This window comes from Microbacterium sp. NPDC055502, assembly GCF_053643635.1.
Genome location: NZ_JBSHKJ010000001.1, coordinates 378,289 through 395,711 on the forward strand (window position 1 = coordinate 378,289; position 17,423 = coordinate 395,711).

Below are 17,423 nucleotides of genomic sequence, written 5' to 3' on the forward strand. Positions count from 1 at the left end.
GAAAGGCCGCCCCGATGCTCGGCGAGACCGTCACCCTGAACGCCGAGCGCGGCGTCACGCTCACCTGCTACGTGCAGCCCGTCGACGGCGAGTTCGCCGGGGTCACGGCGCGCCCGGCCGTGCTGATCCTCCCCGGCGGCGGCTACCAGTACTGCAGCGACCGGGAGGCGGATCCCGTCGCCTACCCGTTCCTCGCGGCGGGGTATCAGGCGTTCGTGCTGCGCTATTCGGTCGGCGATCAGGGAGCCTGGCCGCGCCCGCTCGACGACTACGAGCAGGCGATGGCACAGCTCACGGCGAACGCCGAGGCGTGGCACCTCGACCCGACGAAGATCGCCGTCATCGGGTTCTCCGCCGGCGGGCACCTCGCGGCGGTCGCGGCGACCATGGCCGAGCACCGGCCCGCCGCCGCGATCCTCGGCTACCCGGTGATCCTGCCGGAGATCGCCGACCGCTGCCGACCGGGCATGCCCTACCCGGCGGAGCACGTCACGGCCGACACCGCCCCCACCTTCCTCTTCCACACGCGCGACGACGACGTGACGGTCGTGGAGAACACGCTCGCCTTCGCCTCCGCGCTGGCCGGAGCCGGAGTGCCCTTCGAGGCCCACGTCTACTCGTACGGTGCCCACGGTTTCTCGACCGGGGCGGCGCACCTGAACCCGCGCTCCCTCTCGCCGCGCGCCCGGAGCTGGGTTCCCGAGAGCATCGCGTGGCTCGACGAGACCCTCGGTGCCCTCACCGCCTCCGGCATCGGCGAGCCGCGGCTGTCGTCCGATGGAGCGACGGGCGGACGCACACCCGCGTGATTCCGGGACTGGCCGAACGGTCGAGTCCGCACTTCCTCCGGGATGTTGAACCGCACGCCGCCCGCGCGCTTGACTCGGCAACATGACACACAGCGCCAAACAGGACTTCGGTGACTTCGTCGCCGAGCACCGCCGCGGGACGGCGGCGGTCCGGCAGCTGAACGTGCTGCTCACGCTGGTCGTGGGCACCGTCGCGATCCTCCTGTTCCTGCTCATCCTGCTCGCGGCGCTCGGCCGGGCCGACCGCTGGGCGACCGTCGCCGTCCCGATCGCCGCGATCGCGCTGATCCCGGTCTGGATCGCGGCGCTGGTCATCCGCTACCTCCCGCTGAACGGACTCGGGATCGCCGCGATCGTCACGGCGATCGGCGCGGTCGCGACGCTCGTGCTCGATCCGGCGATCACGTCGATCCTCGGCGAGCCCGCCCCCCTCCCGACCGATCTGTCGCGCTGGCAGTCCGACACGATCGACGCGAACGTGCTGTTCCTCGTGGTCGCGGGGCTGGTGGTGGTGAGTGCCGCGCTGGGCGTCGCCTCCGTGGTCCAGGCGCGCATCACGCGGGCCGAGGCCAGGGCGCTGCGCACGCAATCGGGCCGGGTCTGACGCGGAACTACTCGGATGCGGACCCCCGGGCGGAGGGTGCCGTCCGTCCGCCCGCGGACTCGTCCGGCGGTGTCGCCTCGACCGCAGCGTCCGCGGCGTCGGCGGGGATCTCCCGCACCCGGCGCAGCGCCGAGAGCAGGACGTAGCCGAGCTGCGCGGCGAACACCCCGGCGCACAGCACGATGCACGCCTCGACTCCCACCCCGGCGGCGACCACGGCCCCGAGCGCCGCGCCGACCGGGCGGGCCCCGTACGTGGCGACGACCAGCACCGACGACACCCGGCCGATCATCGACACCGGCGTCACCGCCTGACGCAGCGACGTCGTGCCGATGGTCCACAGCACCGGCCCGAGCCCGAACAGCAGATACGCCGCGAACGCGAACGCCGGCGCCGGCACCCACAGCGTCGCAGCCATCAGGAGCGCGGCGGCGAACCCGCCGAGCGGCCCCAGCATCGTCAGAGCGCCGAGCGCGAACCGTCGCGACAGCACCGGGGCGAGCAGTGCGCCGATCACCATGCCGCCGCCGTACACGGCCATCGCGGCGCCGACCGTCGCGGGGGTCATGCCGAGGCGGTCGAGCGCGTAGACCACGAACACCGACTGCAGCAGAAACCACCCCACGTTGAACACGAAGGAGGTCACGATCATCGGCCGCAGCAGCGCATGGAAGAACGCGAAGCGCAGTCCCTCGCCGATGTCGCGCCAGGGTGTCGTGCGGGGTGCGGCCACGCGGGCGGGGATGTCGGTGCGCGCGAGCACGGCCAGCGCGGCCAGGCAGGCGACGGTCGCCACGACGAACGCGGTGTCGGCGCCGCCCAGCGACACGATCGCCCCGGCGACGGCCGGCCCCCCGATGAACGCCGCACTGCGCCCGAGCTCCAGCCACCGGTTCGCGTCGACCAGGCGATCGCGCGAGACGGTGCGCGGAACGGCGGCGGGCACGGCGACGCTGATGCCCATGGTGCCCACGGCTCCCGCGAAACCGAGGGCCAGCAACGACTCGAAGCGCAGGGCGTCGAGGGCGAGGAGGACGATCACCGCCACGAGCGTGCTCGCGCGCAGCGCCTCGGACAGCAGGAGGAGCCGGCGCGGAGACGAACGGTCGACGAGGAGCCCGAACGGGATGGCGAGCAGCAGGAACGGGAGGGTCTGCGCGACCTGGAGCAGCGCCGTGCCCGCGGCGTCGGCGCCCAGCAGCAGCACGGCTGCGAGCGGGACGGCCACCAGGGCGATCTGCTCGGCGAACTGCGTGAGGACGCTCGACCAGGACAGTCGCGTGAACGCCGGAGGCAGCGGAGGGCGGGGGGCTCGCGGGTGCATCCCCTCAGCCCAGCAGTCCGCCGCCCGAGGTTCTGGCGGGTATCGGACGCGGCATTCCCCACGGCGGCCGCGGATAGGTTGGGAGTCCCACCCGGAAGGACACCCATGACCCCCGTCGTCACCGCCCTCGACCATGTCCAGCTGCCCGCGAAGAACCTGGACGAGGCCATCGGCTGGTACTCGGACGTGCTCGGTTTCCGCGTGCTCACGCACTACGGGACCTACGCCATGCTGCGCCTGGACCCCGGCCTCGACCTCATGCTCTGGGAGGCGGCGGAGTACACGCCGATGCGGGTCACCGTGGACGGCGACACGAAGCCGGCCCTCTTCCTCAAGACGGAGCGCTTCGACGACCTGGCCGCGCGGCTGCGGGCGTCCGACACGCAGATCGCCAGCATCGAGGACCTGGGCTTCGCGCGGTTCCTGAAGTTCTGCGACCCGAGCGACAACTTCCTGGGCGCGATCGCGTTCGCGGGGGACCCCGCCGTCGCGGGTTAGAGCAGCGTGGACGACTACTGGAATCACAACACCGCCTACCACCGGGAACTCGTCGCCGCCGTGCGCCAGGGGGCCCGAGTGCTCGACGTCGGCTGCGGCGACGGGCTCCTCCTTCAGAAGCTCGCGGGAAGGGCGAGCCAGGTCACGGGCATCGACCCCGACGCCGCGGCGCTCTCCCGAGCGAGGGAGCGGTTCCCGCAGTCCTCGCCCGTGCGCCTTATCCACGGTGACCTGTTGACCTCACCCGACCTGGAGGGGCAGCGGTTCGATCTCGTCACCTGCGTGGCCACGCTGCATCACCTGCCGCTGATCCCGGCACTCGAACGCCTGCGCGACCTGCTCGCTCCGGGAGGACAGCTCCGCATCGTCGGCCTGTCGGCAAACGCGAGCGTCCTCGACTGGGCGATCTCCGGGGCGTTGCTGCTCCCGATCCGGGTCATGAGCGGGGTGCACCGTGAGTCCGGCTATCCGGACATGACGACCGCACGACCGTCCGAATCCCTCACGCACATCCGCGACGCCGCTGCCACGATCCTCCCGGGCAGCCGGGTGCGACGACGGTTCTACTACCGCTTCAGCCTCACGTGGACGAAACCGGCGTGAGTGCGAGCCCCGGCGAGTGAGCGCAACCCGCTTGCGCGATCTTGCAAGGACTTGCGTACACTGAGCGCATGTCGAAGCGTCTGGCAGAGGTGGCCCGCAAGGTCGGCGTGAGCGAGGCGACGGTCAGCCGCGTGCTCAACGACAAGCCCGGCGTCTCGGACGCCACCCGGCAGGCCGTGCTCACGGCGCTGGACGTGCTGGGCTACGAGCGGCCCACGAAGCTGCGCGGCGAGCGGGCACGCCTGGTCGGCCTCGTGCTGCCGGAGCTGCAGAACCCGATCTTCCCCGCGTTCGCCGAGATCGTCGGCGGTGCGCTCACCCAGAACGGCTACACGCCCCTGCTCTGCACGCAGAACGCCGGCGGGGTCACCGAGTCCGACTACGTGGATCTGCTGCTCGCCCAGCAGGTGTCGGGCGTGGTGTTCCTCGGCGGCAACTACACGCAGGCCGACGCCGCCCACCAGCACTACGAGCGCCTGCGCGCGGTGAACCTGCCGACCGTGCTCGTGAACGCGCGCGTGCCGGAGCTGCCGTTCCCCACCGTCTCCACCGATGACGTCGCGGCCGCGGAGCAGGCCGTGCTCCACGTGCATCAGCTCGGGCACCGGCGCATCGGTCTGCTGCTCGGGCCGGACGACCACATCCCCTCGCGCCGCAAGCTCGACGCCGCCCGCCGACTGCTCGACCAGCTCGGCTCTCCGCTCAGCGACGAGCTCGTGGCGCGCGGCCTCTACTCGCTCGAGTCGGGCCAGGCGGGGGCCGCGCGACTGTTCGCCGCCGGAGCCACGGCCCTGGTGTGCGCGAGCGACCCGATGGCACTCGGGGCCGTGCGCGCCGCCCGCCGAGCCGGGCTGTCCGTGCCGGGCGACGTGAGCGTGGTCGGCTTCGACGACTCGGCGCTGATGAGCTGCACCGAGCCGCCGCTGACCACCGTGCGCCAGCCGATCGAGTCGATGGGCCGGGCCGTGATCGAGCTGCTCCTCGCGCAGATCGCGGGCACGCCGCAGGCCGCCGACGAGCTGCTGTTCGAGCCCGAGCTCGTGCTGCGCGCCTCCACCGGTCCGCTGCACTGAATCGGCGGCGTTCCGCCGCTCCTCCCCCGCGGGCTCCCCCGGGGGCTTTCGCACGTGCTTGAGTCCTTTCTGTTTTTCATTCTTTTGTCCGATTCTTGCGTCAATCCCTTCGGAAAGCTACATTCAACTCATCACCGTCGATGAGGAGACCCGTGGACACCGACGTTCTGCGCAGCACCGCCCCCGCTTCCCGGCCCGTCCCCCCGACGGACGAGGGCTGGTGGCGCACCGCGGTGATCTACCAGATCTACGTGCGCAGCTTCGCCGACGGGAACGGCGACGGCATCGGCGACCTCGCCGGCGTCCGCTCCCGCCTCGGGTATCTGAAGAGCCTCGGCGTGGACGCCCTCTGGTTCACCCCCTGGTACCGCAGCCCCCTCGCCGACGGCGGCTACGACGTGCAGGACTACCGCGCCATCGACCCGCGCTTCGGCACCCTGGAGGAGGCCGAGCTGCTGATCGCCGAGGCACTCGAGCTCGGCATCCGCACCATCGTCGACATCGTGCCCAACCACATCTCCGACCGCCACGAGTGGTTCCGGCAGGCACTGGCCGCCGGCCCCGGCAGCCCGGAGCGGGAACGGTTCTGGTTCCACCCCGGCCGCGGCGCCGACGGCTCCGGCATCCCCACCAACTGGGTGTCGAGCTTCCAGGGCGAGACCTGGACGCGCACGCGCAACGCCGACGGCACACCGGGCGAGTGGTACCTGCACCTGTTCACGCCGCAGCAGCCCGACCTCAACTGGAACCACCCCGACGTGCGCCGCGAGCACGAGGAGGTGCTGCGCTTCTGGTTCGACCGCGGCGCCGCCGGTGTGCGCATCGACTCCGCCGCCCTGCCGGTGAAGGACCCCGCGCTGCCCGACCTGCCCGCAGGCTCCGCCCCCGCGGAAAACCACCCGCACATCGACCGCGACGAGCTGCACGACATCTACCGCGAGTGGCGGGCCGTGGCCGACGACTACGCCGGAGAGCGCGTGCTCGTCGGCGAGGTGTGGCTCGACGACGCCGAGCGCTTCGCGCGGTACCTGCGACCCGGCGAGATGCACACGGCGTTCAACTTCGGGTTCATGACCCAGCCGTGGGACGCCGCGGCCATGCGCGCCTCCATCACCCGCACCCTCGCCGAGCACGCACCGGTCGGCGCCCCCGCCACCTGGGTGCTGTCGAACCACGACGTCACGCGCCCCGTCACCCGCTACGGGCAGGCCGACTCGTCGTTCGCATTCGAGCGCAAGCGCTTCGGCACCGCGACCGACACCGCGCGCGGGCTGCGGCGAGCGCGCGCCGCAGCCCTTCTCGTGGCGGCGCTGCCCGGCAGCCTGTACGTGTACCAGGGCGACGAGCTGGGGCTGCCCGAGGTGGAGCTGCCGCTCGACGCGATCGAAGACCCGATGCACTTCCGGTCGCACGGCGTCGACCCCGGCCGCGACGGGTGTCGCGTGCCGCTGCCGTGGGCGGGCGACGCGAGCCCGTACGGGTTCGGCGGCGCCCCGTGGCTGCCGCAGCCCGCCGACTGGGCCGGGCTCACGGTCGACGCGCAGGAGCTCGAGCCCGCGTCCACCCTGCACCTCTACCGCGCGGCCATCCGGCTGCGCCGCGAGGTGCGCGACCTGGCGAACGGCGAGCTGTCGTGGCTCGAGCTCGGATCCGACGTGCTCGCGTTCCGCCGCGGCGACGACACCGTCAGCACCACCAACCTCGGTGCGACGCCGATCCCGCTCCCCGCCCACCACGCGGTGCTGCTGTCCAGCACGCCGCTCGACGGCACCCTGCCGGCCGACGCCACCGCGTGGCTCACGCTGCGCCCGGCGCGCACCGGTCGCGCGCCCCACTGACCCGCACCACCCGATCCGCATCACATGGAAGGACAGACGATGAAGTCACCGAAGAAGGCCCTGGTCGCCGGGATCGCCGTGCTCGCCACGGCGGGCGCTCTGGCCGGATGCTCCGCGAACGACACCGGTTCCGGCTCCGACGGCAGGCTCGAGCTGCGCGTCGCGACGTTCCCGCCCGGCGCCGACGCCGCCGCGTACGACGCGTTCGCCGCCCAGGAGAAGCAGTTCGAGAAGGAGCACCCCGACATCGACATCATCGGTGTCGAGTACGAGTGGGAGGGTCCGACGTTCGCCGTGCAGCTCGCGGGCGGCAGCCTCCCCGATGTGTTCACCGTGCCGTTCACCGACTCCAAGACGCTGCTGGAGAACGGCCAGCTCATGGACGTGACCGACGCGATCGACGAGCTCGGGTACACCGACAAGTTCAACCCGATCATCCTCGAGGGCGTCACGGGCGACGACGGCAAGATCTACGGCTTCCCCCGCCAGGCCTACGCCGCCGCGCTGCACTACAACCGCGACCTGTTCGAGCAGGCCGGCCTCGACCCCGACGACCCGCCGCAGACGTGGGACGAGATCCGCGAGGCCGCCAAGGCCATCACCGACGCCACCGGCAAGGCCGGCTACGCGCAGATGGCGATCAACAACACCGGCGGCTGGCAGCTCACCTCGCAGACCGTCGCGCGCGGCGGCCGCACGCAGACCGACAACGGCGACGGCACCGCCGAGTCCACGATCGACAACGACGCCACCAAGGCCGCCCTCCAGTTCCTCCACGACGTGAAGTGGGAGGACGGGTCGTTCGGCTCCAAGGTCGACCTGGACTGGGGCACCATCAACCAGGAGTTCGCCGCGGGCAACATCGGCATGTACACCTCGGGCTCCGACATCTACACCGCCCTCGTGCGCGACTTCGGCATGGACTCGGAGATCTACGGCATGACGGTCGTGCCGATGGAGGGCGACGACCCCGGCACGCTCGGCGGCGGCGACATCGCGGTGATCAGCCCCACGGTCGACGACGCCACCAAGGACGCCGCTGTCACCTGGATCGACTGGTACTACATGCAGAAGCTGATGGACGAGGACGCGGCCGTGCAGGACGCGAAGACCCTCGACGAGTCGGGGCAGGCCGTTGGCACCCCGCTGCTGCCGGTGCTCAGCCGTGAGCTGTACGACGAGTCGCAGGTGTGGATCGCGGACTACATCAACGTTCCGGTCGACCAGATGAAGCCGTTCAGCGACCGCATCTGGGACCAGACGCCCGTAGGCGAGCCGAAGGTGAAGACCCAGGAGGTCTACGCGCTGCTCGACGCGGTGGTGCAGACCGTGCTCACCCAGCAGGACGCCGACATCGACGCCCTGCTCGCCCAGGCGCAGACCGACGCCCAGGCGAAGCTCGACGAGTAACGCTCCATGACGATGACGCTCCCCGAGCAGCGGGCGGCGGCGGACACCCCTCCGCCGCCCGCTGTGCGCCCGACCCGTCGCCGCTCGCCGCTCACGTGGCTGCGCGGCGGCGGGCTCGCGAACCTCGTGTTCGTGCTGCCGATGCTGTTCGTGTTCGTGTTCTTCTCGTGGTCGCCGATCGTGCAGTCCGTGATCATGAGCCTGCAGAAGACGAACCTGATCGTCTCCGAGTGGGTCGGATTCGACAACTACCTCGCGGTGATCGGCGACCCGGAGCTCGGCCGCGCCGTGCTCAACACGCTCTGGTTCGCGGTGCTCGCGCTGCTGTTCGGCTTCCCGCTGCCGCTGCTGATGGCGGTGCTGATGAGCGAGGTGCGCCGCGGCAAGGGCATCTACTCCGCCCTCGCCTACCTCCCTGTCGTGATCCCGCCCGTCGTCGCGGTGCTGCTGTGGAAGTTCTTCTACAGCGCCGACCCGTCCGGCGTGTTCAACACCGTGCTCGGGTGGGTGGGCATCCCGCCGCAGCCGTGGATCCAGGACGCGGTGCAGGCGATGCCGTCTCTCGTGCTGGAGGCCACCTGGGCCGGGGCCGGCGGATCGATCATCATCTACCTGGCCGCGCTGCTCGGCGTGCCGCCTGAGCTGTACGACGCGGCAGAGGTCGACGGCGCCGGCATCGCGAAGAAGGTGTGGCACGTCACGCTGCCGCAGCTGCGCGGCATCCTCTTCATCATGCTGATCCTGCAGGTGATCGCCACCGCGCAGGTGTTCCTCGAGCCGTTCCTGTTCACGGGCGGCGGGCCGGCCGGCGCGACCAAGACCGTGCTCCTCTACATCTACGACAAGGCGTTCCGGAACAGCCTGGGCGGCGACTACGGCGAGGCCACAGCGGTCTCGGTGCTGCTGGCGATCGTGCTGGCCGTCCTGTCCTAGCTCTACTTCCGACTGACCGACCGCTGGAGCACGACGTGAGCCTCACCACCCGCCTGTCCTCCCGCGCCGCGGAACGAGCGGCCGCCCGAGCCGCCGACGCCGTGGGCGACCGCACCGTGATCTCCGCCTCCGAGCGCCGGCGCCCCGGCATCCGCGTCGGCCTCACCCTCACGCACGTGTTCCTCGCGGTGGGTCTCGTGGTGGCCGGTCTCGGGCCGATCCTGTGGCTCGCGAAGTCCGCCGTGACCCCCACCCAGGACACCCTGCAGCGGCCGTTCGCGCTGTGGCCGAACGGCATCGACTGGGCGAACCTGGAGACCGCGTGGAACGACATCCACATCGACCAGTACTTCCTGAACACGGTGGTGATCGCGCTCGGCGCGTGGTTCGTGCAGCTGTTCGTCGCGACCACGGCCGGGTACGCGCTGTCGGTGCTGCGCCCCCGCTACGCGCCGATCCTGAACGCGCTCGTGCTGGCGACGCTGTTCATCCCCGGGATCGTGCTGCTGGTGCCGCTGTACCTGACGATCGTGAACCCGCCGCTGCCCGGCGACGTGAACCTGCTCAACAACTACCTCGCGGTGTGGCTGCCGATGGGGGCGAACGCGTTCAACATCCTGCTGGTGAAGCGCTTCTTCGACTCGCTGCCGCGCGAGGTGTTCGAGGCGGCACGCACCGACGGTGCCGGGCCGTTCCGGCTGTTCTGGTCGATCGTGCTGCCGATGTCGAAGCCCATCCTCGGCGTGGTGTCGGTGTTCGCGATCATCGCGGCGTGGAAGGACTACCTGTGGCCGATGCTGGTGCTGCCCGACCCCGCGGTGCAGCCGCTGTCGGTGCGGCTCCCGGCGGTGCAGTCGCAGACCGAGCTCGACGTGTTCCTCGCGGCCCTCGCGATCGCGACGCTCATCCCGATCGCGATGTTCCTGCTGTTCCAGTCGGTGTTCCTGCGCTCGGCGGGACTGGGCGGCGCGGTCAAGGGCTGACCGCGCCGCCGACGGGGCCGGCGCCGCGACCGTCGCTCAGTGCCCGTGTGCGAGCTGCTGCACGACGACGACGAGGGCGCCGAGCCCCACGAGGATCCCCATCGCGATCAGCTGCTTCCATCCGCTCAGGCCCGTACGGCGGACCGCGACGTAGCCGATGAGTCCCAGGATCGCCAGGTACACCACCGACGCGATGGTGAGCGCCGTCTGCAGCTCGATCCAGCCCAGCACCGCCGCCAGCAGGACGAGCAGCGGGATCGCGGCCGAGCCGATGGCGGTGCCGGTGAGCCGGAGCAGCTCCGTCAGCTCGGCCCCGCGCGGGAAGCGGCCGTGGGTCGCGAGGTGCGCGATCAGGTCGGCCGCGAACCCGGCGAGGGCGATCGCCACGATGCCTACCAGCAGGGTGACCGTGGCCCGCGCGGCGCTGGTGTGCTCCGCGTTCGCGTTCTGCACGAGCACGATGGCGAGCCCGGTGAAGGTGGCGTACACGCGCTCCTTGAGCGCGGCCCGCTCGACGGCCTCGTCGCGCGGCGGCCGAGAGGGGGCGGGTTCCGGCGAGCTCATGTGCGGGATGCTACCAACACGGGGCGGCGTTCAGGCGGCCTGGGTGGCCAGACCTCCGGCGATCACCTCGATCACGCACGCGGCGGCTCCCCTCGCCCAGTCGTCGAACCGGTGCGGGCGCAACTGGATGTCGCACTCGCTCGCGGCGCCGAAGGCGTGCTCCGAGAAGGCGGTGCGGAGGGCGTTGGCGTACAGGTCGTACTCCGTCACGTTCTCCCCGGCGATCACCACGGTCTCCGGTCCGACCAGGTTGACGAGCGCGGCCAGGGCGGAGCCGATCACCTCCCCCGCCTGCTCGAACGCGCGGCGCGCCACCGGGTCTCCGTCGTGCGCGAGGGCGAACGCGTCCTCCGTCGTGATGGACGGGTCGTCGTGCCCCGCACGCACGAGCTCGAGCACGGCCGGGGTCGACGCGACCGCCTCCACGCAGCCGCGGCGGCCGCAGCTGCACACCGCGTCGCGCGGACCGAGCGGCAGGTGACCGATCTCGCCGGCGACCCCGTGCGCGCCCTCCACCACCTTGCCGTGCAGGTAGATGCCGCAGCCGATGCCCGTGCCGATCGTGATGACCGCGAACGAGCTGGCGTCGCGCGCCGATCCGAACAGAAGCTCGGTGACGGTGAGCGCCCGCACGTCGTTCTCGAGCAGGGCCGGGATGCCCGTGGCCGTCTCCAGCGCCTCGGCGAGCGCGACCCCCTTCCACCCGAGCAGCGGGGAGTCGCGCACCATGCCGCCCTCGCGGTCGACATCGCCGGACACCGCGACGCCCAGTCCGTCGATCGGGGTGGGCGAGGAATCGCGGAGCCGGTCGACGACGCTCGTCGCCGCGGCGATCACGTCGTCGACCGCGGTGCTCGCGTTGCGCTCCTCCGTGCGCGCGAGCACGTTCGCCGCGAGATCGGTCAGCACGCCGTAGGTGCGCTCGGCGGTGATCTTGATCCCGATGATGTGCGCACGGTCGCGCGCCACGGCGAGCGGGCTGATCGGGCGGCCGACCACCGGGGTGGAGCGCAGCTCGTCGTCTTCCACCACGAAACCGGCGGTGATGAGCGGCGTGACGGCCTTCGTCACCGCGGCCTGGGAGAGGCCGGTGGCGCGCGAGATGTCGACGCGGCCGATCGGCCCGTGGGTGAGGATGCGCCGGAACACCGTGACGGAGGCGGGCGAGGAGACCGGTATGCGATTCACGTTTCAGCCTTTCAGTCCGCTCGAGGCGATTCCGGCGAAGAACTGCCGTTGCAGTGCGATGAATATCACGACGAGCGGGAGCGACGCCACCAACGACCCCGCCATGAGTGTGGGGTAGTCGGTTCCATACTGCCCCTGAAGGTTCGCCAGACCGACAGGCAGGGTCATCGTGTCCGGTGACGACGTGACGATCAGGGGCCAGAGCAGGTCGTTCCACGAGTACAGCGACGTGAGCACCGCGAGGGCCGCGACCGTCGGCCCGACCATCGGCAGCATGATGCGCCAGAAGATCTGGAGGGCGTTGGCGCCGTCCAGGCGCGCGGCCTCCTCGTAGTCGGCGGGGAGGGCGAGGAACGCCTGCCGCAGCAGGAACGTGCCGAACGCCGAGAACACGCCGGGGATCGCGATCGCGGGCACCGTGTTGAGCAGGCCCAGCGTCTTCATCAGGTCGAACTGGGCGATGAGGAACAGCTGGCTGGGCGCCATGAGCATCACCAGGAACAGCACGAACAGCACGTCGCGGCCGGGGAAGCGGAACCGTGCGAAGCCGTAGGCCGCGAGCGTGCACACCACCAGCTGTCCCGCGACCCGGAGGATCAGGGCGAGGGCCGACACCCCGAGCATGCTCCCGAACGGGACGGTGGCGAAGAAGCGCTCGAAGGCGCCGAAGTCGAGCTCGTCGGGGAGGAACACGGGCGGCACGGCGCGCGACTCCGACACGGTCTTGAACGCGGTGAGGATCTGCCACGCGAACGGGAACACCATCACGGCCGCGCACACCCCCAGGATCAGGTGCAGCGGCCACTGCGAACGGCGGCGAGCGCGCACCCGGGGCGCGGGCGGGCGCTGCACCTCGGGGTCGGCGAGGACGAGCGTGGCCGTGTCAGCCATAGAACACCGCCTTCCGCTGCAGCCGGAACTGCACGGCCGTGACCAGCATGATGAGCAGCAGCAGCACGATCGCGATCGCCGAGCCGTAGCCGCGGTCGAAGCGCACGAAGGTCTGCTGGAAGAAGTAGTAGACGATGGTCTGCGAGGCGGTCTCGGCCTGCGACCCGCGGATCAGCATCACGTAGATGAGGTCGAACATCTGCAGCGACGAGATGACCGAGAGCACCGAGACGAAGAAGATGCTGGGCGACAGCAGCGGCAGCGTCACCGCGAAGAACTGTCGGACCGGTCCTGCGCCGTCGAGCGCCGATGCCTCCAGCAGCTCGGGCGGCACGCCCTGGAGTCCGGCCCCGAGGATGATGATGCTCGTGCCCAGGCTCATCCAGATGCCGACGATCGAGACCGCGAAGATCGCGACGCTCGGGTCGGCGACCCAGCTCGGCCCGTCGATGCCGACCACCCCGAGCGCCTGGTTGAGCAGGCCGAACTCGCCGTTGAAGATGTAGCGCCAGACCATGCCGACCGCGACCGGGAGCGTGACGATGGGGAGGAAGAAGAGCACCCGGTAGACGTTCTTGCCGCGGCGGACGGCGTGGATGAGCGTGGCGATCACGATGCTGATCGGGATGCCGAGCAGCACGATCGCGGTGTAGATCGCACTGTTGCGCAGCGCGTTCCAGAACTGCGGGTCGGCGACCAGGGCCGCGTAGTTGTCGATGCCCGTGAAAGTCTCGCCGCCGAACGGCTTCGTCTCGGTGAAGCTGAGGTACACCGTGGTCAGCAGCGGGAGGATGTACAGCGCGAGCAGACCGACGAGCGCCGGTGCGATGAACGCGAGCCCGGGCAGCCCGGAGACGCGCGCGCGCCGGCGGGCGATGGTCGTGCGGGCGGAGCGCCCCGCGGCGCTCCGCCCTGTCGTGTGAGAGGTCATCGTTCCTTCGCGAGCACGTCGTTCATGGCGGTCGCGAGCCGGTCGGCCACGTCCTCCACCGGTTCGGTGCCGTTCCAGGCGGCGGGGAGGTAATCGTCTTCGAGCGCGTTCCACGCCGCGGTGTCGGCCGAGACCGGGTAGACGACGCCGTCGGGAACCTGCTCGATGAACGCCTGGACGTTGAACTCCGGCATCGAGTCGACCCAGGCCTGCTGCGTCCCCTCGTACGCGGGGATGACCGCGCCGGTCGCGGCCTGGATCTCCGCTGCCTCCTTGCCGCCGAGGAAGAGCAGGAACTTCTTCAGCTCCTCGGGGTGCTTCGTGCCGGCGAAGCCGACGTTCTGGATGCCGTTGATCACGGTCGCCCGCTCGGCTCCCTGCGGCAGCACGGTCACGTCGACCGCGGCGCGCAGGTCGGCGTTCTCGTAGAACCGCTGCGCGTAGAACGAGCCGCCGTAGTACATCGCGACGGAGCCGTTCTCGAACTGGGCGACGGCCTCGGTGTCGGCGAACTGCTCGAGCGTGGGCGAGACCCCTGCCTTCTGCAGGTCGGTCCAGAAGCGCAGGCCCTCCTGCGTCTTCGGGTCGTCGTAGCCGGACTTCCCGTCGTCGATGATGTGACCGCCGGCCTGCGCGACCGTGTTGTAGAAGCCCTCCTGCCGGTTGAGCGGCGCGGCGATGCCGTACACGCCAGCGGCCGGGTCGGTGAGCTGCGCCGCGGCGGCGGAGACGTCGTCCCAGGTCCACTGGTCGGTCGGGTAGGCGACCCCGGCGGCGTCGAACAGCGTCTTGTTGTACCAGAGGCCGACGGTGTCGAAGTCCTTCGGCAGGCCGTACAGCTCGTCATCGTAGGTGAACAGGTCGACCAGGGCCTCGGGGTAGACGCCGAGGTCGACCCCCGCGTCCTCGATCGCATCGCCCAGCGGCAGGAGCTGGTCGTTCGCGGCGTACACCTGGAACCGGTCGCCCAGCATCCAGAACGCGTCGGGGGCGGTGCCGCCCTGAGCTCCGACCTGCAGCTTGGTCCAGTACTCGGTCCACGGGTTGACCTGGAGGTCGACCGTGATGCCCGGGTTCTCCTTCTCGAAGGCGTCGACGAGCGCCTGCATCGTCTCGTCCTGGCTCCACACCCCGTAGGTGAGGGTGACGTCGCCCCCGGCGTCGTCACCGCTCGTCCCGGTGCTCGAACATCCGGTGAGCAGAGCGAGGGCGGCGACCGCCGCTACCCCGCCAGCAGTCCATCTGCGCATGTGAGTGGTCCTCCTCTTGGTCAGCCTGGCCACGATGCCAGGAGTCATTCGCTCAGCCGCAGCGTCAGCCAGTCGACGTGCGTCTCGTCGGCCGAGTCGGGCGACGTGCGCAGCGTCAGCAGCGACGCCCCGGTGACGTCGATGTCGAACGGCAGCGGTGCGGTCGTGGCGCTCGGCGTGAGCCGGGCGGCGGTCACTCCGTCGACGAGGATCTCGGCGACGGCCGCGGTGTCGGGGGTCTCGTCGTCCACGGCGACGGAGCCCGTGAAGCGCGTGGCGGATCCGGCCACGGCGATCGTGATCTCGGAGTCCTGTGAGACGCCGAGCCCGTCGGGGTACGACACGCCGCGCACCTGCAGCGGGCCGCCGTCCCTGGGGTCGCCGCCGCCGTTGGCGCGCCCGCGCTCGACCGGTCCCACGGCGTTGCGCGCGGACACGAACGGCAGCCGCGACACGTCGTGCACGCCGCCGTCGAACGGGGTGAGCACCCGCACGTGCGACACGACGGGGACGCCGTCGTGGCCGGGGTTCTCCAGGGTGAGCACGGCCACGTCGCCCTGGTCAGGACGGTGCAGCGGCGCGACGATCCACTCGCCGTCGGCGCCGCGGTCGGCTGTCCACCCGGGGGGCGTGCGCACGGCGGCCGCGTCGGTGCCCACGGTGACCTCGGTCCCGCGCAGCACGATCAGGCTCTCGGCGACGGTCGGCCGGGGGAGCTCGGCCCGCTGGACCGCCCGGCGCACGGGAGCGGCGGCGGGGGCGACGACCGCGACGAAACCGCCGCGCGGCGCGAGCGGGACGCGCATCCGGGTTCCGGGCTCGGGGGCTGCGAGTTCGGTCAGGGCGCCGTCGACGTCGCCGATCGCCCACACCGCGGCCGGGCCCCCGACGAGTGCTGCGGGGTCGAGCTCGACGACCGCGTCGGAGGTGTACGCACCGATCCCGCCGATGAACCAGCGGTCGCCGCTGCGCCGCGCCACGACCGCGTGCGTGTCGGGGTGACCGTCGAGCAGGCGCACCTCGTCCCAGGTCGCGGGCAGTTCGGCGAGGAACGCGGCGGCGAGCGGACGGGAGCGGTACTGGTCGGGGTCGTCGGCGAAGTGGGTGATGCCGCTCTCGTACACCACGCCGAGCGCGAGCTCGTGGGCGTCGGTGGTCTCCCGCTCCGGGGCGCTGAAGGTGACGGGGGTGTAGTCCATCGAGCCCACCACGTTGCGCGTGAACGGCTGGATCACGTTGTGCGCGGCGGTGAGCGGGTGCCCGTAGAACACGTAGTACTCGGCACCGCGGATGCCCTCGTAGCTGACGACGTGCGGGTGGGTCCTGGCCCAGCCGCGCGGGATGACCGATCCGTGGAAGTTGACGACGAGTCCGACGCGGGCGCTCTCGGCGATGATCGCGTCGTACCAGCGGTAGCGCTCCTGCGACTCCGACTCCATGAAGTCGACCTTGATGCCGGCGACGCCCCACGACCGCCACAGCGCGAGGGAGCGCAGGGCCTCCGCGCCGTCGAGGTCGCTCCACGCACTCCACAGGTGCACCTGGATGCCGCGGGCGCTCGCGTACGACACCAGCTCGGGCACCCAGGCGGCATCCCACCCGCAGTCCACGAGCACGTGCTCCCAGCCCTGCTCCGCGGCGAAGTCGGTGAAGCGCTTCTGCACGTCGAGGTAGGCGCCGGAGTACTGGCTCGACCACCACGACCAGGCGGCGCGCCCGGGCCGCGGCCGCGGTGCATCGGGCTGCGCGGCGGGGGCGAGCGCGTCGATCAGCTCGGTGGCGACGACCTCGGCGAGCGTGCCGGCGACGATCACGCGCCATGGCGTGCGGTGTCCTGGCTCGACCTCGATGCGGTCGTCCGCCGGGGTCACGCGGAACACGGTCCCGTCCCAGTCGACGTGCGCGCCGGAGCTGCGACCGTCGATGTCGGACTCGCTCAGCAGCAGGAACCGCTGCGGGTCGCACTCCACCAGCACGGGGAAGCCGTACGACCCGGGGGCGAGGTCGCGCAGGTCGCTGCCGAACCGCGGTGTCTCGTACCAGGTCTGGTACTCGAGCACCCAGGCGCGGCCGTGGTCGCCCGCGTCGATGCGGGTGTGCTCGGCGCCGAGCGAGGCCGCGGTGGCGGGGAGCACGTAGCGGAAGGCGAAGCCGTCGTCGCTCACCCGCACGACCACGGCCCAGGTCAGCGTGCCGCTGCGCAGCGTGACGGTGGTCTCGCGGTGCACGGCGGCGCGCGGCCCGGTGGCCTTGCCGAGCGCGGCGTCCCACTCCTCGCGCACCTCGCGGTCGTCGCTGCCGACGATCGCGGCCCCTGCGGCGAGGTCGGCACCGTCCACGTCGACCCCGAGGGCGATGCGGGCGAGCGGCGCCTCGTCGAGCAGGAGCTCCAGGGCGGGACGGCCGTCGGCGATCGCGAGGACGGCGCGGCGTCGGCCGGTGGAGATCTCGACGGCGGTGGCGGGGGTGGCGTGGCTCAAGGCACGGACTCCGTTGTCGTTCGGAAAAGTTCGGGTTGCGGGTT

At 71.3% G+C, this 17,423-nt stretch carries 16 protein-coding genes; 9 read left to right on the forward strand and 7 right to left on the reverse strand.

Annotated features, from left to right (window positions below):
• Positions 1–14 precede the first annotated feature (14 nt).
• Both ACWH95_RS01965 and ACWH95_RS01970 read left to right on the forward strand, forming a co-directional pair.
• Positions 15–809 carry an alpha/beta hydrolase gene (locus tag ACWH95_RS01965; protein ID WP_454120062.1) on the forward strand — a complete coding sequence of 265 codons (795 nt, stop codon included), beginning with the start codon at positions 15–17 and terminating at the stop codon, positions 807–809.
• A gap of 82 nt (positions 810–891) precedes the next feature.
• Positions 892–1,413 carry a hypothetical protein gene (locus ACWH95_RS01970; RefSeq protein ID WP_454120063.1) on the forward strand — a complete coding sequence of 174 codons (522 nt, stop codon included), beginning with the start codon at positions 892–894 and terminating at the stop codon, positions 1,411–1,413.
• Positions 1,414–1,420: 7 nt separating this feature from the next.
• Here the strand turns inward: ACWH95_RS01970 and ACWH95_RS01975 are convergent, their stop codons facing one another.
• Positions 1,421–2,737: an MFS transporter gene (locus ACWH95_RS01975; protein ID WP_454120064.1), complete on the reverse strand. Its 1,317-nt coding sequence runs from the start codon at positions 2,735–2,737 to the stop codon at positions 1,421–1,423.
• A gap of 105 nt (positions 2,738–2,842) precedes the next feature.
• On the opposite strand from ACWH95_RS01975, the gene ACWH95_RS01980 reads away from it, so the two are divergent.
• The 7 genes from ACWH95_RS01980 (at position 2,843) to ACWH95_RS02010 (ending at position 10,075) form a co-directional block, all read left to right on the forward strand.
• Positions 2,843–3,235 (forward strand): VOC family protein, encoded by a 393-nt coding sequence (locus tag ACWH95_RS01980; protein WP_136034763.1) that lies wholly within the window; start codon positions 2,843–2,845, stop codon positions 3,233–3,235.
• A 6-nt stretch (positions 3,236–3,241) separates the two neighbouring features.
• Positions 3,242–3,838: a class I SAM-dependent methyltransferase gene (locus ACWH95_RS01985; protein WP_454120065.1), complete on the forward strand. Its 597-nt coding sequence runs from the start codon at positions 3,242–3,244 to the stop codon at positions 3,836–3,838.
• 68 nt (positions 3,839–3,906) lie between these two features.
• A complete protein-coding gene (locus ACWH95_RS01990) occupies positions 3,907–4,911 on the forward strand; it encodes a LacI family DNA-binding transcriptional regulator (RefSeq protein WP_136035510.1) in 1,005 nt (334 codons plus the stop codon).
• Positions 4,912–5,051: 140 nt separating this feature from the next.
• Positions 5,052–6,749 (forward strand): glycoside hydrolase family 13 protein, encoded by a 1,698-nt coding sequence (locus ACWH95_RS01995; protein WP_454120066.1) that lies wholly within the window; start codon positions 5,052–5,054, stop codon positions 6,747–6,749.
• A gap of 39 nt (positions 6,750–6,788) precedes the next feature.
• Entirely contained in the window at positions 6,789–8,159 is a 1,371-nt protein-coding gene (locus tag ACWH95_RS02000) for an ABC transporter substrate-binding protein (RefSeq protein ID WP_247637734.1), read from the forward strand.
• Between the two features lie 6 nt (positions 8,160–8,165).
• A complete protein-coding gene (locus ACWH95_RS02005) occupies positions 8,166–9,092 on the forward strand; it encodes a carbohydrate ABC transporter permease (RefSeq protein ID WP_454120067.1) in 927 nt (308 codons plus the stop codon).
• Between the two features lie 35 nt (positions 9,093–9,127).
• Positions 9,128–10,075 (forward strand): carbohydrate ABC transporter permease, encoded by a 948-nt coding sequence (locus ACWH95_RS02010; RefSeq protein WP_454120068.1) that lies wholly within the window; start codon positions 9,128–9,130, stop codon positions 10,073–10,075.
• 36 nt (positions 10,076–10,111) lie between these two features.
• Here the strand turns inward: ACWH95_RS02010 and ACWH95_RS02015 are convergent, their stop codons facing one another.
• From ACWH95_RS02015 to ACWH95_RS02040, 6 genes are read right to left on the reverse strand one after another with little or no spacing between them, the layout of a single operon-like run.
• Positions 10,112–10,639: a hypothetical protein gene (locus tag ACWH95_RS02015; protein ID WP_454120069.1), complete on the reverse strand. Its 528-nt coding sequence runs from the start codon at positions 10,637–10,639 to the stop codon at positions 10,112–10,114.
• A 30-nt stretch (positions 10,640–10,669) separates the two neighbouring features.
• Complete coding sequence (locus ACWH95_RS02020; RefSeq protein WP_454120070.1) at positions 10,670–11,827, reverse strand: ROK family protein; 1,158 nt, start codon at positions 11,825–11,827, stop codon at positions 10,670–10,672.
• A gap of 3 nt (positions 11,828–11,830) precedes the next feature.
• The gene (locus ACWH95_RS02025) at positions 11,831–12,718 is read right to left on the reverse strand and encodes a carbohydrate ABC transporter permease (protein WP_247982166.1); all 888 of its coding nucleotides are present in this window, start codon (positions 12,716–12,718) and stop codon (positions 11,831–11,833) included.
• Complete coding sequence (locus ACWH95_RS02030; protein ID WP_247982167.1) at positions 12,711–13,649, reverse strand: carbohydrate ABC transporter permease; 939 nt, start codon at positions 13,647–13,649, stop codon at positions 12,711–12,713. Before ACWH95_RS02030 ends, ACWH95_RS02025 begins: the two co-directional genes overlap by 8 nt.
• A complete protein-coding gene (locus ACWH95_RS02035; protein ID WP_454120071.1) occupies positions 13,646–14,899 on the reverse strand; it encodes an ABC transporter substrate-binding protein in 1,254 nt (417 codons plus the stop codon). Before ACWH95_RS02035 ends, ACWH95_RS02030 begins: the two co-directional genes overlap by 4 nt.
• Before the next feature lie 44 nt (positions 14,900–14,943).
• Positions 14,944–17,379: a glycoside hydrolase family 97 catalytic domain-containing protein gene (locus ACWH95_RS02040; RefSeq protein ID WP_454120072.1), complete on the reverse strand. Its 2,436-nt coding sequence runs from the start codon at positions 17,377–17,379 to the stop codon at positions 14,944–14,946.
• Positions 17,380–17,423: the final 44 nt, after the last annotated feature.